Raw genomic sequence first — 21,991 nt, forward strand, 5'->3', positions numbered from 1 at the left:
GACTATCACTTATTTAAGTGATATTGGTTGTCTGGAGATTCAGGGGGCCAGTCTAGGGAATGCTGATGGGGGTCGCGATTAACGAACGCCCCGAGCTGTTCCACGGCGTTATCGCCCAGGTGCCGTTTGTTGATGTTGTAACAACGATGCTTGATGAATCAATTCCTCTTACCACTGGCGAATTTGAAGAGTGGGGGAATCCGCAGGATCCGCGATATTATGAGTATATGAAAAGCTACAGCCCGTATGACAACGTCACCGCGCAGCCTTATCCGCATTTGCTGGTAACGACCGGTTTACACGATTCACAGGTGCAATACTGGGAACCGGCAAAATGGGTGGCTAAATTGCGCGAGCTTAAAACCGATGACCATCTGTTATTGCTGTGTACCGACATGGACTCAGGGCACGGCGGTAAATCGGGGCGCTTCAAATCTTACGAAGGTGTGGCGATGGAATATGCTTTTCTGGTTGCGCTGGCGCAGGGGACATTACCCGGTCAGCCAGCGGCTTAAGCATTCTCCAGATAATGCTTCAACGTTAAACGCAATTCCGGGCTCATACTGTCGAGGTTATTAAACAACCAGCGCAGGTAGCCCGGATCGCGCTCTGCAACTTCTGATACTGCTTTACCGCGATACTTGCCAAACGTGAACGTCGTTAACAATGATGGACGTCCAGTGATATCCGCCATTTGTTCCACCGTCCAGCCGGATGTGTTCATAATATCGATAAGCAAGGCAGCGGTGATGTAACAGTCATACAGCGCACGGTGGTGATGCAAGCCTGGCGGCGTTTGTACATTGAGTTTACGTGTTTTATACAACGCCATATTGCTGTACTTGATTCCTGGCCACAAACGACGAGCCAGTTTCATCGTGCAGATCCACTCGCCAGGCATTTCAGGCAGTACGCGGCGGTCAAAGCTGGCGTTGTGTGCGACATACCATTCACTACCATAGTAGTGCGGGATCACCTCCTCAATCCACGGTTTGTCGGCGACCATGGCTTCGGTAATTCGGTGAATTGCCATAGCCTGTGGGCTGATGGGACGGTCGGGGCGCACCAGGTGGCTCATGGGGTTGACGATTTTCCCGTCAACCACATCAACTGAGGCAATCTCGACGATCCCTCCCTGTAAACCGCAGGTTTCTGTATCGATAATACGCAGCATGGCAAAACTCCGAGCCGAAAACGACTAGCGTAATGGAATGATATCGCCTTGCCAACCCTGCGGTGTGCGTTGACCAACTAACAATAACGAACCGCGATCGGCGCGAACAATAAGGCTGCCATGTTCATCCCACAGTGCGCTGTTGCCCCGGGCATTAGCCATCAGGACGGCGATGGAGAATTGATGTGAGAAAAATTGTAAGTGGCGAGTAGAAGCTAACAGGTCGGGTTCACTGATGCACTGACCGGTGGTAAACAGCGAACAGGTTGGGGGCATATCAATGCCTTCAGGTTGTCCATCCACCACAGTGATGGTTTTCGAATGTCGATCCAGACATGCGCCGTGGCTTTGATGATAAATTCCGGGCGCGTTCATCCCTGGGGCGAATACTGCAATACCACGAATAAAACGTTCATTATGTTCAACGGGGAGGCCGGTAATAATGGTCATTCGCCATGTTGTCGCGGCATAACAAAGCGGGGCTAACAGCGAAAGGTCGGGCGGGGCAGGAAGAGATCGTCGTTTATAATCACAGCCCAATAGAGAAAGCGAGGGAAAAACTAAAAGTTCGCACTGCTGTCTGGCGGCAGCCCTCACGAACTCCAGATGATGGGCTACCTGCTCAGTGAGTGAGGCATTACGAGGCTCATATTGTGCTGCTGCGACTTTCCTGTATGTCATGATGACTTCCTTTTCACAGTGTCCGCAAATATTGATGCGTATAAGAAAACACTCACAATTTAGCAGGCGCTATGTAAGAAAGTGTAACTTAATATAAGGTTTATTTAAGTTTAGGCTCGTAAGGTAAACGTGACAGATTTACAGAGGCGAGACGGTGGGTGATAAGGCGCTCACGAAACCAGCTTCGCAGGTGTTCCGGTTGTTCACGTTCAACCGCCTCAGCAATTACCGGCATATTGTAACGTTCTTTAAATGCCACCCCGGCAGCCGCCAGATCGACATTAACTTTATCCATTTCAGTTTGATCCAGTTTAGCCAGATTCTTCAGCATATTGTGTCTCCTCGTTAATTGCGGGCAAAAGTTACTAAGAGTCAGCCAGGATGGCAAGCCGGAATTGATGATCCTCGACTCTATCATTAGACAAGGTTATGCTCTGTAAAAAAGTTATTACAAAAAGGAATAGATAATATGGTTTCAACTGCACGCTCTCTTCGTTACGCACTCGTATTTTTTGCCGCTTCGCTGGCGCCTTCTGTCTGGGCACATGCGCATCTGACGCATCAGTATCCTGCGGCGAATGCGGAGGTTACTGCTGCCCCACAGGCCATTACTTTAAACTTCTCTGAAAGTATTGAACCCGGATTCAGCGGCGCCAAAATCATCGGTTCAAAGAATGAAGATATTAAAACATTACCCGCGAAGCGTAATGAACAAGACAAAAACCAATTGATTGTTCCGCTTGCCGACGCCCTGAAGCCCGGAAGTTATACCGTCAACTGGCATGTTGTCTCGGTGGACGGGCATAAAACCAAAGGGCATTACACCTTTACAGTGAAATAAAACATGCTGGCGTTTACCTGGGTCGCACTGCGATTTATCCATTTTACCTCCCTGATGCTGGTCTTTGGCTTCGCGATGTATGGCGCATGGCTGGCTCCAATGGCACTTCGTCGCTTGCTGACGAAACGTTTCCTGCGTTTACAACAACATGCTGCCGTCTGGAGTTTGAGCAGCGCCGCTGCGATGTTCGCCGTTCAGGGCGGATTGATGGGCGCGGGATGGTCGGATGTGGTTTCGTTGAACATTTGGCAATCGGTGTTACAAACGCAGTTTGGTGGTGTCTGGATTTGGCAAATCGTTCTCGCCCTCGTTACGCTAACTGTAGCTCTGATGCAACCAGGGAACATGCCACGTTTGTTGTTTGTGCTAACTACCGCGCAATTTATCCTGATGGCGGGAGTAGGACATGCGACGTTAAACGAAGGATTAACGGCGAAAATCCATCAGACGAATCACGCTGTACATCTGATTTGCGCGGCTGCATGGTTTGGTGGCTTGCTGCCGGTTGTCTGGTGTATGCGGTTGGTGAAAGGGCGCTGGCGACGTCAGGCCATTCATGCACTGGTGCGATTCTCCTGGTGTGGACATTTTGCGGTGATTGGCGTGCTGGCAAGCGGCGTGCTTAATGCATTATTCATTACCGGATTTCCCCCAACACTTGCGACTTACTGGGGGCAACTTTTATTGCTCAAAGCCATACTGGTGATGATTATGGTAGCCATTGCACTGGCAAATCGTTATGTTCTGGTGCCACGGATGGGGCAAGATGAAGACCGTGCGGCTCCGTGGTTTGTGTGGATGACAAAACTCGAATGGGCGATTGGTGCGGTTGTGCTGGTGATTATCAGCCTGCTTGCAACTCTCGAACCTTTTTGATGGATTACGAAAATGATGAAAAAAAGTATTCTGGCATTTGTATTGCTTACCAGTTCGGCAGCGGCGCTGGCGGCGCCACAAGTGATCACCGTTAGTCGCTTTGAAATTGGCAAAGACAAATGGGCATTTAATCGTGAAGAAGTGATGCTGACATGCCGACCGGGCAATGCGTTGTATGTCATTAACCCCAGCACTCTGGTGCAGTACCCTTTGAACGATGTCGCGCAAAAAGAAGTTACCAGCGGAAAGACCAACGCCCAGCCTATCTCAGTGATCCAGATTGATGATCCTAACAAACCAGGTGAAAAAATGAGTCTGGCACCGTTTATTGAAAGAGCTGAGAAACTCTGTTAATTATCTATAGTAGTCTTTTGATTTCCAATAAAAAACCGCCCGTATGCTTTCACCAGAACGGGCGGTTTTTAACATTTAAGAGGATGATAAACGCGCTTTTTTTCTGACCACTTTACGCGCGGACTGGAAAACCTGGCGTCGTCATCTATTCTTAAAGGGCAAGGCAACTAAGCCTGCATTAATGCCAACTTTTAGCGCACGGCTCTCTCCCAAGAGCCATTTCCCTGGACCGAATACAGGAATCGTGTTCGGTCTCTTTTTATCTATAAAGCCAGTTTGATGATTACATCACAGCTTTTACTGCACTGACTTCACCATCAACCATAACACACACTCTACTGCTTCAGTCCAGGCTTTTTTAACATTCTTGTTAAGATAATGTGATCTTCTGCGCGGGAGTAAGGAATTGATGAAACAGGCGAGACACATCTATCAGAAGATTGATGGCAGTCAGTGGCGACATATCTGGCTGGTGGGGGATATTCATGGCTGCCTGGCGCAACTGCGTAAGAAATTGTGGCACTGCCGGTTTGACCCGTGGCAAGACTTGCTGATCTCGGTTGGTGACGTTATCGATCGTGGCCCGGAGAGTTTGCGTTGCCTGCAATTACTGGATCAACGCTGGGTCAGAGCGGTAAGGGGCAATCATGAGCAGATGGCGATAGATGCGCTGGATTCACAGCAGATGTCTTTGTGGTTTATGAATGGCGGTGACTGGTTTGCCACACTGACCGGGCGCCAATGCGAGCAGGCGAGAATGGCGCTGGAAAAGTGCTGGTCTTTGCCGTGGATAATTGAATTAAGCTGTAGTAGCGGATTGCATGTCATCGCCCATGCGGATTACCCCAACGATATTTATGAGTGGCATAAGGAAGTCGATCTGCATCAGGTGTTGTGGAGTCGATCGCGATTGCGTGGGAGTCAAAAAGGGCAGGGAATTACAGGTGCCGATCATTTCTGGTTTGGGCATACGCCATTACGGCATCGCGTGGATATCGGTAACTTGCATTATATTGATACCGGCGCCGTCTTCGGAGGTGAGTTGACTCTTGTGCAACTGCAATAATTAAAAGTCACTGTGCTCGTGTGCAGGTCGCCAGAAACCATCAATAAAATCCTCAATCGGAAAACAGCCGCCGTGACGGATCCGTTGATCGTCCATTGAATAGAGGCACTGCTGTTCCGTATTGTAGACATCAACCACAATATCGTCACAACCAGCGTCCAGATAGCAAACAAAAAGTACCAGCGCGAACATTTCATCCTCGAAGTGCGGTGCCGTACCGTTAAGTTTAGGGGAGATTTTACAATGGGGGAAATAACCAGGATAAATAACCCGTCATGCCGACGGGTTCTTTTTGGATCAGGCAAGACGCATAATCCAGGCATCAGACTTTTGATCGTAGCGGGTACGGTAAAGGACAGAGTGTTCGCCGTTTAGCAGGGCTGGAATGCTGGTTTCGGCGTCCCAGGCATCAAGTTGCATACATAAATCCGGGTCAGATTTACAGGGGATGGTTAACGTTCGGTCACCAGGCGATTCGCCGGTTAACTCGCCGTCGTCGATTTCAAAAGCGCCTATGCGTACACTGGTTTTCATCTTCGTGCTCTCCATTTAAGTGCCGGTTGTGGTACGACCAGTCCGATCGCACCATTTTTCAGCGTAGTTGAGGCAGCCGAATGCGCCAGTCAAAACGTGCGCTTTTTTTGTGCGTTGTCAGGCGTTACCGGTAAACAGTTTTCCGTCACGTACCAGCTCCCGTGGGTAACTGTTTTTCAGCCGTGAGCCAATACGTTTGGCTAAACCGATTGGCTGATGCTGGAAGGTGACCAGCACATCATCCGTAACTGGCGCGGTTTGCGGGTAGACGTCGCGCCCGCGATACCACTCTTCCGCTTCCTGTGGTGTCAGTTCAAACGCGTTAGTGTGGTCGGGGGAGGCAAGGGCAATGACGGCTTCATGCTGCCAGCGATAACCTTTGTTATGCGTTTCAGCAAGTTTAATCCCCAGACGGGAAAACCGGAGCTTACCGATCAACGCTTCAATGCCCACCGGGAATAACCAGATTTCTTTATCGCGCTGCCAGAGGCGCAGGTTTTCATCCCAGTTTAAGCCAACACCTGCAGCCGCCTGACGAATTTGTCCAGCTTCGCGATCTTTCACCGGGCTGAACGGGAAATTGCCCACTTTGTATTTTGGAGCGGGTAAGGCGGGAATCGCCTGAGTTTTACGTAGACGAGCAACGAAAAAGCCTTCGCAATCATAAATTTGTGGGAAGACGTGCAAAAAGCCTTCCTCGGTCAGCGCCTTGTCCGCGCCAGAGAAGAGATCGCCCAGCGGTAAAAACTCTACAGCATCAGGGTAAGTCTCTTTCAGCCACAGGCAAACGGCTTCGTTCTCTTCCCGGTTTAAAGTACAGGTCGAGTAAACCAGCGTGCCGCCAGGACGTAACGCATGAAAGGCACTGTCGATCAGTTCCCGCTGGGTGGCTGCGATCTCCTGATTGCTTTCTGGTGACCAGTTTTTCAGCGCATCGGGATCTTTACGCACCACACCTTCGCCGGAGCAGGGAGCATCCAGCAAAATAGCATCGAACATTTCTGGCAACGCTGCACCAAACACGCGACCATCAAAATGAGTCAGAGCCACGTTACGGATACCGCAGCGGCTGATATTGGCATGTAACACTTTAACCCGGCTGGCGGAAAACTCATTGGCAAGGATAGCCCCTTCGTTATTCATCCGTGCGGCAATCTGCGTCGTTTTTGAGCCTGGTGCAGCAGCGACATCCATCACCCGCTGTGGGGCGTTACCGTCGGCAAACAATGCGGCAACGGGCAACATTGAACTGGCTTCCTGAATATAAAACAGGCCACTCAAATGCTCGGCGGTACTACCCAGCGGCAATGCATCTTCATCGTCGCGTTCGATCCAGAAACCCTCTTCACACCACGGGATCGGCGTTAGCGTCCAGCCATAAGGAGCGGTTAATTGCAGGAAATCAGCAACGGAGATTTTCAGCGTATTAACGCGAATGCTGCGGCGCAACGGGTGCTGACAGGCGGCAAGAAAATCATCAAATGAGAGCGTCGAAGGCATTGCTTCACGCATTTGCGTCAGAAAGGCGTCCGGGAAATAAACGGTGTGTTGGGCCACGAGCATGTACCACTGGCAAAAAAACAGGCGCGCAGTTTAGCATAAACGCTCCGGCGCAGGTACGCCGGAGCAGTGTGCATTATTTGGGTAGCGCGGTTCCCCACTCACGCCACTCTTTCGGTTCGCTTTCCAGCAACAAGAAGTGTTTGCCTTCCTGGGCTTTCGGTGCCAGCGGAGTACCAGGCGGAGTGGCAAAAGCGATCCCACCACGGATAAACTGGTTAAACGTACCGGTTTTCACTACGCCACCCGTAAGACCAAAGTCCAGACTGTAGCCCGATGCCAGCCAGAAGACGGAATTGTTACGCACCAGGTGTTGATAACGTTTACTAATGCGCATCGCAATCATCACCCGATCCGATAGTGTGCCCAGCGTCATTCCAGTGACCGTACCCACTTCCAGACCACGGAACAGTACCGGCGTACCGATGCCTAACGATCCGGCCTCTGGCGCTTCAACAATAATGCTTAAGCCATCCAGGTAACGAGAATCGGTAATGGTAGCCTCCTGTAATTCAAAGTCGCGGCGAGGATTACCACGTCCGGGTTCGACGTTAATATACGGCTGGAGGATGGTATCAAGGTGCTCAACGCCGGCTGCCGAAATCTGCGGTGTGACCACCGAGAAGCGTGTACCACCGCGAGCGAAGGTCTGGACATATTCTGGATAGAGCACCGCTTTTGCCTGTACTTCATTACGTGCGGTTATCAGATCCAGCGTCTGAATTTGCCCGATATCAATACCGAGGTAGCGAATTGGCATACCGACCGCCAGTTTTCCGGCATCAAAAGCGTGGAGCGTAATCTGCCCGCCGACGGCACGAGCCGCCGTTTCTGACGCATACAGAATACGCTTATCACCTTTACGCTGGCTGGCGCTGGCGCCGCTGAGGTTATCGAAGCTGATAGCCCCCTTTAACGCCCGTGAAAGTGGCGAAGCCTGTACGGTCAGGCCGCTACCATTAAGCTGAACTTTCGCTCCGCCTTCTGCCCAGAACACGCTGTTGCTGGTCAGAAGGTTGCGATATTCCGGTTTAATATGCAGATCGATATCAAAGGCGTTAGCCCGTGGGCGCACGGTGATGACTTCGCCAACCTCAAACTTACGGTACAGCACTACCGATCCCGCCTGCACGTCTGGTAACGTTTCTGCACTCAAACTCACGGTCGTGGTGGGCAAATCGCTAAGGCTGTTTTCCAGGGCTTTTTCCAGATTGGCATACAGCGGATAGCTGGCTTTCATTTCGCCTTTATCGCCCGGCAGAATACGTATTCCTCCGTTGATCCATTCAGAGGCGCTGGCACCGAGAAACTCAACGCCGTCCAGTCCCACTTTCACATCGACACGGCTGTTGACGACAAATTTGCTGTCGCCTTTTACCAGCTCGCGATGCTGTGGTTCAATGGCGACGGTAAAGGTGACGCCTTTGCTGGTGAGTTTACGTTCAATTACCTGACCGACCTGCACGCCATGCAGAATGAGCGGCTGGCCTGCATTAATACCGTAACTTTCTGGCGCGGTCAGGGTCAGCGTCAGAACATCAGGTTCATGCAGCAGGGCTTTCTCCCCAGGCACAACGACAAACTCCTTGCGCGGCTCACCATCGCCTGGCACCAGCTCGAAGGTTTTGCCCGTGAGCAGGGCGCTGAGGTTGGCATCGCTGAGGGATAATTTCGGGTTGCGTAATTCGATGCGGGTATTTTCCCGTAACAGCGTTACGACGCTGGGATCAACGGTCATTTCTCCGGTGACTCTGCCGCCTGGGTTTAAATCCAGTTTTGTCAGTTGTCCGACTTCCAGCCCCTGATACATTAACGGCGTTGAGTCGGCGGTTAATCCGGCACCGCTCGGCAGTTCCAGTTTTATGATTACCCCACGCTGGCTGTGGGCGAGATCTTCATACAAACCAAAGGTATCTTCCGCTTCAGCAGGTTTCGACTCTTCCGGCGAATCGAAGGCAATCGCACCGTTAACCAGCGCAGCCAGACTTTCCAGTTTCACTTTCGCACCACTGATACTGACATTGGCATCAACGCCAGAAACGTTCCAGAAGCGACTCCCTTTTTTCACCAGATCGGTAAAACGCCGCTCAATCAGGACATCAATCACCACGCCCTGGTTATTGGGGTTGATCGCATAGTCGTAGACACGTCCCACCGGGATCTTGCGAAAATAGACCAGCGAACCACTATTCAGCGAACCAAGATCGGGAGCCTGTAGGTGGATCATCAGATCACCATTATCCAGTCGATATTTCGGTTGGGTATCGAGGGCGACAAAGTGATCCTGCTCTTTGCCTTTGCCTGGCATCATGCCGATATAGTTACCCCCAACCAGCGCATCCAGCCCGGAGACACCTGCCAGAGAGGCTTTTGGTGTCACCAGCCAGAACTGCGTCTCTTCGCGCAGCGCATCTTTCATATCGGACTTGATGCTGACCCTGACTTCAATCTTACGAAGATCGTCGCTGAGGCTGACATCCTGAACTGTTCCGACTTCAACGCCCTGATAACGAACAGGTGTGCGGCCAGGGACAATGCCGTCCGCCGACATAAAGGCGATGGTGACGGTGTTCCCCCGATCCTGATAACTGTCCCAAATCAGCCAGCCGGCAATCATTAGCGCAATGAACGGCAGTAGCCAGAAAGGTGAGATACGGCGTTTAGTTTTAATCTGCGCTTCAGTCGTCGAAGCGGGCGTTTCCTGACTCATGTGCATTCCAAAGTAAGCGGCTGTCCAGCCATTCCACTGCAAGAATAGTTAAAATAACCGCTGCGCCGAAATAAAACGCAGCCGGTCCCATAGTAAAAGCGAGGATCTGATCGCGATTGATCAGCGACATAGTTAAAGAAATGACAAACAGATCGAGCATCGACCAGCGACCAATCCAGGTCACCATTCGCAGTAACAGTATTCGCGTGCGTAGCCCTTGCTGGCATTTAAAATGAATGCTCAATAATAAAGTGAACATAACAATCACTTTGGTAAACGGCACCAGAATACTGGCGATAAACACAATTCCGGCGACCGCAATATTGCTATTTGCCAGCGACATAATGCCGGAAAGAATCGTATCTTCTTGTCGTCCACCGTTCAGATAAATGATCGAGATAGGCAACAGGTTGGCTGGTAACAACAAGACGACTGAAGCCAACAGCGCCGCCCAACATTTTTGAAGACTATGATGACGACGCAGGCGAAGCGGGATATGGCAGCGGGGGCAGCGACCGCGCGGATCAGGGTAGCCGGTAAAGTGACACCCCAGGCAAACGCGTAGTTTCGCGTCCCTGCGCGTGGCAGGGCGTTCAGGATAAAATCGCTCCCACAGCTGTTCAACATTAAGATGTGACAACGTCACCGTCGTTAAAATCACCAACGCCACAAAAGAGAATAAGCCGACACCAGCCTGGATATGGGCATAATCCTGTACCTTTATAGAAGCAACACCAATGCCGACCAGGTAGATATCCAGCATCACCCACTCTTTCAGTCGCTCAAGCATCAGCAGTACCGGGCGTAAGTTCATCCCCAGTCGGTTGCCAAACCACAAATAAGCAATAGATGTGACGAGGATAAGTGGGGCGCCGATAACGCAGAAAAAGACCATCGCGCCCGTTACAGGATCACCTTGTTTAGTCATTTGCCAGATGCCCTGCATGACGTTGGCGTCAATACGAATACCTAACAGCCAGATATGCAACAGTGGTTCGCCCCAGGCAAACGGCATCAGCAACAGCATGGTGAACGCCATTGCCGCCAGGCGCGTTAGCGACCAGTCACGCCCGTCACGAATTTTGGCCTGACAGCGCGGACAATAGGCACTTTGATGCGAATTTATCTCGGGCAGGCTAAACAGCATGTCACATTGCGGGCAACGTTGGTAATCACCACGCGGCAGTTCCTCGCCGATTGAGCTCACTGTTATCTTTTTTGTTGGCGTAATTTGCGGGGTGTTAAGTGCCATGACGAGCCAAATATAGTAAGAATTAGCATTAATCTTAACCCATGATGGGAATGATCTTGAGCATTAACGCATTTAATGCTTATTTTAATAGGCTGGCAGTTTCAGGTAAGACAACCAAGTGATTATATAATGAACAAAACAGAATTTTACGCGGACTTAAACCGCGACTTTAATGCGCTGATGGCGGGAGAAACCAGTTTTCTGGCAACGCTGGCAAACACCAGCGCGTTGTTATACGAACGTCTGACTGACGTAAACTGGGCCGGTTTTTATTTACTTGAGGACGATACGCTGGTGCTCGGACCATTTCAGGGCAAAATTGCCTGTGTACGGATCCCCGTCGGGCGCGGCGTGTGTGGCACTGCGGTTGCCCGCAATCAAGTACAACGAATCGAGGATGTTCACGCTTTTGACGGGCATATTGCTTGTGATGCGGCGAGTAATTCTGAAATTGTCCTGCCGCTGGTGGTGAAAAATCAGATTATTGGTGTTCTCGACATCGACAGTACCGTCTTCGGTCGCTTTACAGACGAGGACGAGCAAGGCTTACGTCAGCTTGTGGCACAGCTTGAAAAGGTGCTTGCAACGACGGATTACAAAAAATTCTTTGCGAGCGTCGCAGGATAATCAACGGATAACGTAGCATTTACTGATGGCGTCATTATAATGACGCCTGTTCATGCCTGCGCTTGTTGGCTACGTCCGTTGTAATCAGGAAATTTCATGGAAAATCAACCTAAGTTGAATAGCAGTAAAGAAGTAATCGCGTTTCTGGCCGAACGTTTTCCCCACTGTTTCAGTGCGGAAGGTGAAGCGCGTCCGCTGAAAATCGGTATTTTTCAGGATTTGGTCGATCGTGTTGCCGGGGAAATGAACCTGAGCAAAACGCAACTGCGATCTGCTTTACGTCTCTACACCTCGAGCTGGCGTTACCTTTACGGTGTTAAACCCGGCGCAACGCGTGTCGATCTTGACGGCAACCCATGCGGTGAGCTGGACGAGCAGCATGTAGAACATGCTCGCAAACAGCTTGAAGAAGCGAAAGCACGCGTTCAGGCTCAGCGTGCTGAACAGCAAGCGAAAAAACGCGAAGCTGCCGCAGCTTCTGGTGAGAAAGAAGATGCACCGCGCCGCGAACGTAAACCTCGTCCTGCCGCGCAACGCCGTAAAGAAGGCGCCGAGCGCAAACCTCGCGCGCAAAAACCGGCTGAGAAAGCGCCAAAAACAGTAAAAGCACCTCGCGAAGAACAGCATACCCCGGTTTCTGACATTTCAGCTCTGACTGTCGGACAAGCCCTGAAGGTGAAAGCTGGTCAAAACGCGATGGATGCCACCGTATTAGAAATCACCAAAGACGGCGTCCGCGTCCAACTGAATTCGGGTATGTCTTTGATTGTGCGCGCAGAACACCTGGTGTTCTGAAACGGAGGCCGGGCCAGGCATGAACATGTTTTTTAGGCTTACCGCGTTAGCTGGCCTGCTTGCAATAGCAGGCCAGACCTTCGCTGTAGAAGATATTACGCGTGCTGATCAAATTCCGGTATTAAAGGAAGAGACGCAGCATGCGACTGTGAGTGAGCGCGTAACGTCGCGCTTCACCCGTTCCCATTATCGTCAGTTCGATCTCGATCAGGCGTTCTCGGCCAAAATCTTTGACCGCTACCTGAATTTGCTTGATTACAGCCACAATGTGCTGTTGGCAAGCGATGTTGAACAGTTCGCGAAAAAGAAAACCGAGTTGGGCGATGAACTGCGTTCAGGCAAACTCGACGTTTTCTACGATCTCTACAATCTGGCGCAAAAACGCCGTTTTGAACGTTACCAGTATGCGTTGTCTGTACTGGAAAAGCCGATGGATTTCACCGGCAACGACACTTATAACCTTGACCGCAGCAAAGCGCCCTGGCCGAAAAACGAGGCCGAGTTGAACGCGCTGTGGGACAGCAAAGTCAAATTCGACGAGTTAAGTCTGAAGCTAACGGGAAAGACGGATAAAGAAATTCGTGAAACCCTGACTCGCCGCTACAAATTTGCTATTCGTCGTCTGGCGCAAACCAACAGCGAAGATGTTTTCTCGCTGGCAATGATGGCATTTGCACGTGAAATCGACCCGCATACCAACTACCTTTCTCCGCGCAATACCGAACAGTTCAATACTGAAATGAGTTTGTCGCTGGAAGGTATTGGCGCAGTGCTGCAAATGGATGATGACTACACCGTTATCAATTCAATGGTGGCGGGTGGGCCGGCAGCGAAGAGTAAAGCTATCAGCGTTGGTGACAAAATTGTCGGTGTCGGACAAACCGGTAAACCGATGGTTGATGTGATTGGCTGGCGTCTTGATGATGTCGTTGCCTTAATCAAAGGGCCGAAAGGCAGTAAGGTTCGTCTGGAAATTCTGCCTGCGGGTAAAGGAACCAAGACCCGGACAGTAACGCTGACGCGTGAGCGCATTCGTCTGGAAGACCGTGCAGTTAAAATGTCTGTGAAGACTGTCAGCAAAGAAAAAGTCGGTGTGCTGGATATTCCGGGCTTCTATGTTGGCTTGACGGACGATGTCAAAGTTCAACTGCAGAAACTGGAAAAACAAAATGTCAGCAGTGTCATTATCGACCTGCGTAGTAACGGTGGTGGGGCGCTGACTGAAGCTGTATCGCTCTCAGGGCTGTTTATTCCTTCCGGTCCGATTGTGCAGGTTCGTGATAACAACGGCAAGGTTCGCGAAGATAGCGATAACGACGGTCAGGTTTTCTATAAAGGCCCGTTGGTGGTGCTGGTTGACCGTTTCAGTGCTTCGGCTTCGGAAATCTTTGCTGCTGCCATGCAGGATTACGGTCGTGCGCTGGTTGTGGGTGAGCCGACATTCGGTAAAGGCACAGTCCAGCAGTATCGTTCTCTGAACCGCATCTACGATCAGATGTTACGTCCTGAATGGCCGGCGCTGGGTTCAGTACAGTACACAATCCAGAAATTCTATCGCGTTAACGGCGGCAGTACGCAACGTAAAGGCGTAACGCCAGATATCATCATGCCTACGGGCAATGAAGAGACGGAAACCGGTGAGAAATTCGAAGATAACGCGCTGCCGTGGGATAGCATTGACGCTGCAACCTATGTGAAATCAGGAGACTTAACGGCGTTTGAACCGGAGTTGCTGAAGGAACATAATGCGCGTATTGCGAAGGATCCTGAGTTCCAGAACATCATGAAGGATATCGCTCGCTTCAACGCCATGAAGGACAAACGCAACATCGTTTCTCTGAATTACGCTGTGCGTGAAAAAGAGAATAACGAAGACGATGCGACGCGTCTGGCGCGGTTGAACGATCGCTTTAAACGCGAAGGAAAACCGGAGTTGAAGAAACTGGACGATCTGCCAAAAGATTACAAGGAGCCAGATCCGTATCTGGATGAAACAGTAAACATCGCGCTTGATTTAGCGCGTCTGGAAAAAGCCAGACCTGCGGAACAGCCCGCTCCCGTCAAGTAACATCAATCAGGCACAAGAAATTGTGCCTGATTTTTTAACAGTGGCAAGATGCCGTAAATCAGATGCTACAAAATGTAAAGTTGTGTCTTTCTGGTGACTTACGCGCTATCCGGACTTGAAAATAGTCACGTAGCCCATACGATGTGGGTATCGCATATTGCGTTTTGTTAAACTGAGGTAAAAAGAAAATTATGATGCGAATCGCGCTCTTCCTGCTAACGAACCTGGCCGTGATGGTCGTTTTCGGGCTGGTACTGAGCCTGACAGGGATACAGTCGAGCAGCGTTCAGGGGCTGATGATTATGGCCTTGCTGTTCGGTTTTGGTGGTTCCTTCGTTTCGCTTCTGATGTCCAAATGGATGGCATTACGATCTGTTGGCGGGGAAGTGATCGAGCAACCGCGTAACGAAAGGGAACGTTGGCTGATCAATACTGTTGCAACCCAGGCACGTCAGGCTGGGATTGCTATGCCGCAAGTGGCTATCTACCATGCGCCGGATATCAACGCCTTTGCAACCGGTGCGCGCCGTGATGCTTCTCTGGTTGCTGTCAGCACCGGTTTGTTGCAAAACATGAGCCCGGATGAAGCCGAGGCAGTAATCGCTCACGAAATCAGCCACATTGCCAATGGTGATATGGTCACGATGACGCTGATTCAGGGCGTGGTGAACACCTTCGTTATCTTTATTTCTCGTATTCTCGCGCAACTGGCTGCTGGCTTTATGGGCGGTAACCGTGACGAAGGTGAAGAGAGCAACGGCAACCCTCTGATCTATTTTGCAGTCGCGACGGTGCTGGAGCTGGTATTTGGTATTCTGGCGAGCATTATTACCATGTGGTTCTCGCGTCATCGTGAATTCCACGCCGATGCGGGGTCTGCCAAACTGGTTGGGCGTGAAAAAATGATTGCCGCCCTGCAGCGCCTGAAAACCAGCTATGAGCCGCAAGAAGCAACCAGCATGATGGCTTTCTGCATTAATGGTAAATCGAAATCGCTGAGTGAGCTGTTCATGACTCACCCGCCGCTGGATAAACGTATTGAAGCTCTGCGCACGGGTGAATATCTGAAGTAATATGAAGTAAATGCTAAAAAGCGCGTCCTGGTCGACGCGCTTTTTTTATGGCTGAGATCGTGGTTGGGTAATCCGTAACCCACTGACGCAAGCAGCAATCACGGCCAGAATAGCCGCAGTCATCAGCGAGACGTGCGTACCATTATCGCCAAACTGATTTAACATCAGAGCCACCAGAGCCGCGCCGCTACTCTGACCAAGCAGACGAGCTGTGCCTAACATGCCACTGGCACCACCGCTACGTTCGCGAGGGGCGGAGGTGATGATGGTGTGGTTATTGGGTGACTGGAATAAGCCAAATCCGACGCCGCATAAGACCATTGGCCAGATAATGTTGATATCCGCAGGAGAAGCGGGCAGCAGAACCAGTGAAAACAGACCCGCTGCCATAATGAACAATCCCAAAGCACCAAGTAACCCGGCATGTACGCGTTCTATCAGATAGCCTGCCAGCGGTGCCATCACCATGGTAGCTAAGGGCCACGGCGTCAGGAGTAAACCCGTTTCTACTTCACTGCGCCCAAGCACGGTTTGCAGGTAAAAGGGCAGGGAAACCATTGCCAACATCTGTGCGCAGAAAGAGCAAATAGATGTGCAAATAGAAAGTGAAAACAGCGGAATGCGCAGTAAATCCACCGGTAGCAGCGGTACGGGAAGAGCAAGCTGGCGGCGAATAAAGAAAATACCCACGACAACCATTACCGCCAGTTCCGCAGCAATCAACGTCAGCGATTGCCCCTGAGCGAAACCACTCAACGCAGTAATAAGCAGGCCGAAGGTTAACGCGTTCATCACGGCGCTGGGTAGGTCAAAACGCGGCTTACTGGAGCGAGAACCATTAGGTGGCAGAAAACGCATCGCCAGAAGCAGAGCGATAATACCCAACGGCACGTTGATTAAAAATAACCATTTCCAGGAAGCAAAGGAAAGAATTGCCGCTGCAATTGTCGGACCGGCAGCCGAGGAGACGGCGACAATAAACGAGTTAATTCCCATCCCCCTCCCCAGAAAACGCTGCGGGTAGATCAGGCGGATAAGTGCAGTGTTGACGCTCATCAGTGCTGCGCCGCCGAAACCTTGTATTACGCGCGCCAGGGTGAGCATTTGCAGCGAATCAGAAAGGGCGCAGAACAGCGAAGACAACAGAAAAACCACCAGACCGCATTTATAAATGCGTCGGTAGCCAAACATATCTCCCAGAAACGAGAATGAGAGCAGAGAGACGACAATGGCGATTTGATAGGCGTTCACTACCCAGATGGAGCTGGCTGGCGTGGCATGAAGGTCTGTGGCGATTGTTGGTAAGGCGACGTTGGCGATAGCGCCGTCGAGGACCGCCATCGAAATACCAATAATAATGGTCAAAATCGCGCCGTATCGCTGAGGCAACGGCAGACCATCGGCCTGAACTTTTGGCATAGGAATTTTATATCTTTTGGTAATAATCAACAGGGTTATGATTCTAGCACTGATATTCACTGCGGATGTCGCAGAATTGTAACTAACCGGCAAAAGATGGATTGCGACCACCCAGGCACGAAATTATAATAAAAAACAGTTCTGATTTTTATAAAACACTCGCAATGAGGTGATAAATGGCTAACGCAGATCTGGATAAACAGCCTGATTCTGTATCTTCTGTACTGAAAGTTTTTGGCATTCTGCAGGCGCTGGGCGAAGAGCGCGAAATAGGGATAACCGAGCTGTCACAGCGCGTCATGATGTCAAAAAGCACCGTTTATCGCTTTTTACACACCATGAAAACCCTGGGCTATGTGGCGCAGGAAGGGGAGTCGGAGAAATATTCGCTGACGCTAAAATTGTTTGAACTGGGCGCCCGGGCGTTACAAAATGTTGATCTTATTCGTAGCGCAGATATCCAGATGCGTGAGCTTTCCCGCCTGACCAAAGAGACCATCCACCTTGGTGCGCTGGATGAAGACAGCATTGTTTACATCCACAAAATTGACTCTATGTACAATTTGCGCATGTATTCACGGGTTGGTCGTCGTAATCCGCTTTACAGTACTGCGATTGGTAAAGTCTTGCTGGCCTGGCGCGATCGTGATGAAGTAAAGCAAATCCTTGAGGGTGTTGAGTATAAACGCAGTACCGATCGTACCATTACCAGCACGGAAGCGTTATTACCGGTGTTGGATCAGGTGCGCGAGCAAGGTTATGGCGAAGATAACGAAGAGCAGGAAGAGGGGCTGCGCTGTATCGCAGTTCCGGTATTTGACCGCTTTGGCGTGGTTATTGCTGGTTTGAGTATTTCCTTCCCGACCCTGCGTTTTTCTGAGGAGCGTTTGCAGGAGTACGTGACTATGCTGCATACGGCGGCGCGTAAAATTTCCTCGCAAATGGGGTATCACGACTATCCGTTCTGATTAGAGGAAGAACCTGTCTGTATAATATTCAGACAGGTTCTGTATTTCGCGTGGGTTAAATAAAGTTACAAATGGCGTAACATAGTACGCTATGGCGATGAATGTGCTTTTTATCTTCGGTTTAAGTAGCTATTTATGCCTTTAACCATTATCCACAACGTTATTGCTTTTACGTAACAGCGGGCAATCTGTTATTCCGAAAAGCCCACTTTTAGTGTGCAGATATTGTACCGTGTTGGTGCCTCTGGCGGTCAGATAGGAACATTGCAAACCTAACCCAGCGGCATTTTCCTTGCTTCCAATCAGAACGCCATATCCGCTTAGTAATAATCCTGTCCATACCAGTGCTATCAACATAATTGTGCGAATAATGAATCGCATTATGACCTCTTCTCTTTTTTGTTCGCCTAATCGTAGCGGTAATATGGGCTGAAGCAAGCGTATAGTTCCGAAAAAGCACGAATATCGACATGGTTAGGCGCTGTTTAACTAACGCATGATAGTTTAATGACATAAGGTAGTTTAAACGGAGACTGGAGTGAAAAAGTTTCGATGGGGCGTTCTGGTTGTCGCTGTGCTGGCTTGCTTGCTGCTATGGGCACAGGTATTCAATATGATGTGCGATCAGGATGTACAATTTTTCAACGGAATTTGTACCATCAATCAATTTATCCCATGGTGATATCATTTTTTCAACAGTAGATTTCCTTCCTGTGTAGCAGTGGTAGAATGGCGCCTCTACTTAGAGGTGGTGAAATGAACGAAGTTGTAAATTCAGGCGTGATGAACATTGCGTCTTTGGTTGTATCGGTGGTTGTTCTCGCTATTGGGCTCATCTTGTGGTTTTTCATCAACCGTGCCAGTTCACGGACTAACGAACAGATTGAACTTCTTGAGGCATTGCTGGATCAGCAAAAACGGCAAAATGCGCTGTTACGTCGTTTGTGCGAAGCAAGCGAACCTGAAAAAACGAATGCCAGTGCTGCTGAGAACCAAAAAGCGGCTGAAGATGACGATATCATCCGTCTGGTAGCTGAACGGTAATTCTTCCTCAAATTTGAGTAACCCAGGTGCAGACGGGTTACTCATCTTATCATTCATATATGCACTATAGTGGTGCAATTGATTCAAATTAATACTCTGGTCTGACTTCAATTATTTATCGTGTTATTTATTTCATAATATCGATATCAGAAAAAGATATTTACCTCACTAAGTCATTGGGATGTTTACATCGGAATAGTGAACAATCACGGTATTGTTTATTAGCGAAACGTTTCTCTTCTCACTTTTTAGTAATTCATCAATTTTTCTTATTTTAAAATAATAATATGCCTTAAGTATAGTTTCTTCATTGTGTTCGTGTTTGTTGTTAACTGACTGTTTTGTGAGGTGAATTTATATAATATTTTATTCGTTATATATCATAAAAAGTGATATTGCTCGCATAGCGTAATAAGTTGTAGTGCTGCTCTGGAAGAACTGAAGTTATTGAACTATGTTAGAAACTGCATCAGGTCAAGTATCTGTTTGTAATGGTATGGTTAAGTGCATCAATATATCGGCACGTATTCCGTTGCATAAATGTGCAAAAAAGTGGAAGGCGTATCGAGATTTGTGCGGCTGATCGAGACATGTTTAAAAATGGCTTGCCATAATTAACGTTGTATGTGATAACAGTTTCGGGTTAAACGAGGTACAGTTCTGTTTATGTGTGGCATTTTCAGTAAAGAAGTCCTGAGTAAACACGTTGTCGTTGAATACCGCTTCTCTGCCGAGCCTTATATTAGTGCCTCATGCAGTAATGTGTCAGTTTTATCTCTGTAATGCCTGCGGGCGAAGAAAACAATCTAAGGAATTTTTCAAATGGCAAAGATTAAAGGTCAGGTTAAGTGGTTCAACGAGTCTAAAGGTTTTGGCTTCATTACTCCGGCTGATGGCAGCAAAGATGTATTCGTACACTTTTCCGCTATTCAGGGTAATGGCTTCAAAACTCTGGCCGAAGGCCAGAACGTTGAGTTCGAAATTCAGGACGGCCAGAAAGGTCCGGCAGCTGTTAACGTAACAGCAATCTGATCGAAACCACTGATCTGAAGTGTAAACGCGCTTCAATCTCGCTATAAAGCCTCGTCCAAATGCGAGGCTTTTTACTTTGTTTTATTCACGCTCTTGCCTGCGGATATTTGCCTGACGCGCAATCCGCGTTACACTTGCGGCCTTTAGTATCCTGCCGGAGTTGTCATGTCGTTTTCCTGTCCACTTTGTCATCAGCCGCTATCGCTTGAAAAAAACAGCTATATCTGTCCCCAACGGCATCAATTCGATATGGCGAAAGAGGGATATGTTAATTTGCTGCCCGTTCAGCATAAACGATCCCGCGATCCGGGCGACAGTGCGGAAATGATGCAAGCGCGGCGCACATTTTTAGATGCCGGCCATTATCAGCCGCTTCGTGATGCGATAGTCGCTCAATTGTGTGCTTGTCTTGATGAGCACGCAACGGCAATACTGGATATTGGCTGTGGGGAAGGGTATTACACTCATGCTTTTGCTGAGGCATTGCCGGGTGTGACTACTTTTGGTCTGGATGTCTCTAAGGTTGCGATTAAAGCTGCGGCGAAACGTTATCAGCAGGTTACCTTTTGTGTCGCTTCCAGCCACCGTCTGCCGTTTTCTGATAGCAGTATGGATGCCATTATCCGTATCTACGCGCCGTGCAAAGCAGAAGAATTAGCGCGCGTGGTCAAACCGGGAAGATGGGTCATTACCGCTACCCCGGGACCACGACATTTAATGGAGCTGAAGGGGCTGATTTACGACGAAGTACATCTACATGCGCCCCATACGGAACAACTGGAAGGTTTTACATTACAGCAGAGCGATGAATTGTGTTATCCGATGCGCCTGCGCGGAGATGAGGCCATTGCGTTGTTACAGATGACTCCGTTTGCCTGGCGCGCCAAGCCAGAAGTCTGGCAAACGCTGGCGGCAAAAGAAGAATTTGATTGCCAGACGGACTTTAATATTCACGTCTGGCAACGAACAAATTAGCCGTGGTAGTGCGTCCAGAGGATCTGGGCGCCAATGCCAATAAGCACCAGCCCGCCAAGAATTTCCGCTTTTTTCCCAATAATTGAACCGATAAAGCGACCCACCATCATACCTAATGTTGACATGATCAAGGTGGCGCAGCCAATCGCCAGAGCAGTAGCAATAATATTAACTTGCAGGAAAGCAAGACCAACACCCACAGCCATGGCATCCAGGCTGGTGGCAATCGCGGTGGTTACCAGTAGCCAGAAACCGTGTCGACGGCGCGGCTCTTCATCTTCATCATCTGCGCCACGAAAACCCTCAATAATCATTCGCCCGCCGAGGAATATCAGCAGAACAAACGCAATCCAGTGGTTCCATTCAAGGACAAACCTGCTGGCTAACATGCCCATTCCCCAGCCGATCAGCGGCGTCAGGGTTTCGACAGCACCAAAAATAAGGCCGGTTCGCAACGCTTCAGAAAATTTCGGTTTATGGAGGGTGGCACCTTTACCGATTGATGCAGCAAAGGCATCCATCGACATACCAAAAGCAAGAAGAACAGTAGCAGTGATATTCATGACAACGTCCTGACCGGGGTATCCATAAAACACATCACCGCCCCCAGCAAACATGCACACATGAACGACAAGAAGCGCCCATGCAGGCATAGCGATTGATGTGCATATGGTCTCGCCTGACTGAAGGTGTTCAGTCCGTACGTGCCACGTTTTGCAACGAGTATGTTGACACGTACATTTCCGGAGTCTGGAAATCGGCTACTCCCCAAATGAGGGCGCAACCTTAACATATTTTGAGAATATAAAACAACTGTTGGAATATATTATTTCATTGCATTATTGATAACGATTTTCATTTAGATTTATATATCAATAAAACGTTAAAATAAATAACAAATAAGGGAATGGATAATATAGCCGAAGCTATGTCTGGTTATTA

25 protein-coding genes and 1 pseudogene are annotated in these 21,991 nt (G+C 49.5%); 15 read left to right on the forward strand and 11 right to left on the reverse strand.

Annotated features, from left to right (window positions below):
* Window positions 1-56 precede the first annotated feature (56 nt).
* A pseudogene (locus tag BEG40_RS01555) lies at window positions 57-515 on the forward strand (prolyl oligopeptidase family serine peptidase); the annotation flags it as partial.
* On the opposite strand, the gene exoX reads toward BEG40_RS01555, so the two are convergent.
* The 3 genes from exoX to holE all read right to left on the reverse strand — a co-directional run bounded on the left by exoX (window position 512) and on the right by holE (window position 2,186).
* Window positions 512-1,174, reverse strand: a complete 663-nt coding sequence (gene exoX, locus BEG40_RS01560) for an exodeoxyribonuclease X (protein WP_000944291.1) — start codon at window positions 1,172-1,174, stop codon at window positions 512-514. The pseudogene BEG40_RS01555 and the gene exoX sit on opposite strands and share 4 nt — an antisense overlap.
* A 24-nt stretch (window positions 1,175-1,198) precedes the next feature.
* Window positions 1,199-1,855: a carbon-nitrogen hydrolase family protein YobB gene (yobB, locus tag BEG40_RS01565; protein WP_000222244.1), complete on the reverse strand. Its 657-nt coding sequence runs from the start codon at window positions 1,853-1,855 to the stop codon at window positions 1,199-1,201.
* Between the two features lie 100 nt (window positions 1,856-1,955).
* On the reverse strand, window positions 1,956-2,186 hold the full coding sequence (gene holE / locus BEG40_RS01570; RefSeq protein ID WP_000916765.1) for a DNA polymerase III subunit theta: 231 nt from the start codon (window positions 2,184-2,186) through the stop codon (window positions 1,956-1,958).
* A 138-nt stretch (window positions 2,187-2,324) separates the two neighbouring features.
* On the opposite strand from holE, the gene yobA reads away from it, so the two are divergent.
* The 4 genes from yobA to pphA all read left to right on the forward strand — a co-directional run bounded on the left by yobA (window position 2,325) and on the right by pphA (window position 4,992).
* Window positions 2,325-2,696, forward strand: coding sequence for a CopC domain-containing protein YobA (gene yobA / locus BEG40_RS01575; protein ID WP_000255066.1), 372 nt, complete (start codon window positions 2,325-2,327; stop codon window positions 2,694-2,696).
* A 3-nt stretch (window positions 2,697-2,699) separates the two neighbouring features.
* Complete coding sequence (gene copD, locus BEG40_RS01580) at window positions 2,700-3,572, forward strand: copper homeostasis membrane protein CopD (RefSeq protein ID WP_021550651.1); 873 nt, start codon at window positions 2,700-2,702, stop codon at window positions 3,570-3,572.
* Window positions 3,573-3,584: 12 nt separating this feature from the next.
* Window positions 3,585-3,926 (forward strand): YebY family protein, encoded by a 342-nt coding sequence (locus tag BEG40_RS01585; RefSeq protein ID WP_000976488.1) that lies wholly within the window; start codon window positions 3,585-3,587, stop codon window positions 3,924-3,926.
* 409 nt (window positions 3,927-4,335) lie between these two features.
* Window positions 4,336-4,992, forward strand: a complete 657-nt coding sequence (gene pphA, locus BEG40_RS01590) for a protein-serine/threonine phosphatase (protein WP_105282436.1) — start codon at window positions 4,336-4,338, stop codon at window positions 4,990-4,992.
* Here the strand turns inward: pphA and BEG40_RS01595 are convergent, their stop codons facing one another.
* From BEG40_RS01595 to yebS, 5 genes are all read right to left on the reverse strand, one after another.
* Complete coding sequence (locus BEG40_RS01595; protein ID WP_000457830.1) at window positions 4,993-5,184, reverse strand: YdfD/YebW family protein; 192 nt, start codon at window positions 5,182-5,184, stop codon at window positions 4,993-4,995.
* A 105-nt stretch (window positions 5,185-5,289) separates the two neighbouring features.
* The gene (locus BEG40_RS01600) at window positions 5,290-5,526 is read right to left on the reverse strand and encodes a DUF1480 family protein (RefSeq protein ID WP_010345804.1); all 237 of its coding nucleotides are present in this window, start codon (window positions 5,524-5,526) and stop codon (window positions 5,290-5,292) included.
* A 117-nt stretch (window positions 5,527-5,643) separates the two neighbouring features.
* Window positions 5,644-7,083, reverse strand: a complete 1,440-nt coding sequence (gene rsmF, locus BEG40_RS01605) for a 16S rRNA (cytosine(1407)-C(5))-methyltransferase RsmF (protein WP_105284869.1) — start codon at window positions 7,081-7,083, stop codon at window positions 5,644-5,646.
* Window positions 7,084-7,162: 79 nt separating this feature from the next.
* On the reverse strand, window positions 7,163-9,796 hold the full coding sequence (gene yebT / locus BEG40_RS01610) for a lipid-binding membrane homeostasis protein YebT (RefSeq protein WP_105284772.1): 2,634 nt from the start codon (window positions 9,794-9,796) through the stop codon (window positions 7,163-7,165).
* Complete coding sequence (gene yebS / locus BEG40_RS01615; protein ID WP_105284773.1) at window positions 9,765-11,048, reverse strand: membrane integrity lipid transport subunit YebS; 1,284 nt, start codon at window positions 11,046-11,048, stop codon at window positions 9,765-9,767. The genes yebT and yebS overlap by 32 nt, the downstream gene beginning before the upstream one ends.
* A 129-nt stretch (window positions 11,049-11,177) precedes the next feature.
* Here yebS and msrC point away from each other — a divergent pair, with 129 nt between their 5' ends.
* The 4 genes from msrC to htpX all read left to right on the forward strand — a co-directional run bounded on the left by msrC (window position 11,178) and on the right by htpX (window position 15,611).
* Window positions 11,178-11,675, forward strand: a complete 498-nt coding sequence (gene msrC, locus BEG40_RS01620) for a free L-methionine (R)-S-oxide reductase MsrC (protein WP_001043882.1) — start codon at window positions 11,178-11,180, stop codon at window positions 11,673-11,675.
* Window positions 11,676-11,771: 96 nt separating this feature from the next.
* Window positions 11,772-12,470 (forward strand): RNA chaperone ProQ, encoded by a 699-nt coding sequence (gene proQ, locus BEG40_RS01625; protein WP_000431380.1) that lies wholly within the window; start codon window positions 11,772-11,774, stop codon window positions 12,468-12,470.
* Window positions 12,471-12,489: 19 nt separating this feature from the next.
* The gene (gene prc, locus BEG40_RS01630) at window positions 12,490-14,538 is read left to right on the forward strand and encodes a carboxy terminal-processing peptidase (RefSeq protein ID WP_105284774.1); all 2,049 of its coding nucleotides are present in this window, start codon (window positions 12,490-12,492) and stop codon (window positions 14,536-14,538) included.
* A gap of 191 nt (window positions 14,539-14,729) precedes the next feature.
* The gene (htpX, locus tag BEG40_RS01635; RefSeq protein ID WP_000984500.1) at window positions 14,730-15,611 is read left to right on the forward strand and encodes a protease HtpX; all 882 of its coding nucleotides are present in this window, start codon (window positions 14,730-14,732) and stop codon (window positions 15,609-15,611) included.
* A 45-nt stretch (window positions 15,612-15,656) separates the two neighbouring features.
* Here the strand turns inward: htpX and BEG40_RS01640 are convergent, their stop codons facing one another.
* The gene (locus BEG40_RS01640) at window positions 15,657-17,030 is read right to left on the reverse strand and encodes an MFS transporter (protein ID WP_105284775.1); all 1,374 of its coding nucleotides are present in this window, start codon (window positions 17,028-17,030) and stop codon (window positions 15,657-15,659) included.
* 176 nt (window positions 17,031-17,206) lie between these two features.
* On the opposite strand from BEG40_RS01640, the gene kdgR reads away from it, so the two are divergent.
* Window positions 17,207-17,998 carry a DNA-binding transcriptional regulator KdgR gene (gene kdgR / locus BEG40_RS01645; RefSeq protein ID WP_105284776.1) on the forward strand — a complete coding sequence of 264 codons (792 nt, stop codon included), beginning with the start codon at window positions 17,207-17,209 and terminating at the stop codon, window positions 17,996-17,998.
* 141 nt (window positions 17,999-18,139) lie between these two features.
* Here kdgR and BEG40_RS01650 read toward each other — a convergent pair whose 3' ends face one another.
* The gene (locus tag BEG40_RS01650; protein ID WP_105284777.1) at window positions 18,140-18,379 is read right to left on the reverse strand and encodes a YobH family protein; all 240 of its coding nucleotides are present in this window, start codon (window positions 18,377-18,379) and stop codon (window positions 18,140-18,142) included.
* 157 nt (window positions 18,380-18,536) lie between these two features.
* Here BEG40_RS01650 and mgrB point away from each other — a divergent pair, with 157 nt between their 5' ends.
* From mgrB to rlmA, 5 genes are all read left to right on the forward strand, one after another.
* Entirely contained in the window at window positions 18,537-18,680 is a 144-nt protein-coding gene (mgrB, locus tag BEG40_RS01655; protein WP_000714530.1) for a PhoP/PhoQ regulatory lipoprotein MgrB, read from the forward strand.
* Window positions 18,681-18,754: 74 nt separating this feature from the next.
* A complete protein-coding gene (locus tag BEG40_RS01660; RefSeq protein WP_001006854.1) occupies window positions 18,755-19,042 on the forward strand; it encodes a YebO family protein in 288 nt (95 codons plus the stop codon).
* A gap of 666 nt (window positions 19,043-19,708) precedes the next feature.
* Window positions 19,709-19,825, forward strand: a complete 117-nt coding sequence (locus BEG40_RS01670) for a DUF2627 domain-containing protein (protein WP_032141266.1) — start codon at window positions 19,709-19,711, stop codon at window positions 19,823-19,825.
* A 39-nt stretch (window positions 19,826-19,864) separates the two neighbouring features.
* Complete coding sequence (gene cspE, locus BEG40_RS01675; protein ID WP_001062678.1) at window positions 19,865-20,074, forward strand: transcription antiterminator/RNA stability regulator CspE; 210 nt, start codon at window positions 19,865-19,867, stop codon at window positions 20,072-20,074.
* A gap of 165 nt (window positions 20,075-20,239) precedes the next feature.
* On the forward strand, window positions 20,240-21,049 hold the full coding sequence (rlmA, locus tag BEG40_RS01680) for a 23S rRNA (guanine(745)-N(1))-methyltransferase (protein WP_105284778.1): 810 nt from the start codon (window positions 20,240-20,242) through the stop codon (window positions 21,047-21,049).
* Here the strand turns inward: rlmA and mntP are convergent.
* Window positions 21,046-21,612: a manganese efflux pump MntP gene (gene mntP, locus BEG40_RS01685; RefSeq protein WP_105284779.1), complete on the reverse strand. Its 567-nt coding sequence runs from the start codon at window positions 21,610-21,612 to the stop codon at window positions 21,046-21,048. The two genes, rlmA and mntP, sit on opposite strands and share 4 nt — an antisense overlap.
* Window positions 21,613-21,991 lie beyond the last annotated feature (379 nt).

Source organism: Escherichia sp. MOD1-EC5495 (assembly GCF_002965965.1).
GTDB classification, from domain to species: domain Bacteria; phylum Pseudomonadota; class Gammaproteobacteria; order Enterobacterales; family Enterobacteriaceae; genus Escherichia; species Escherichia ruysiae.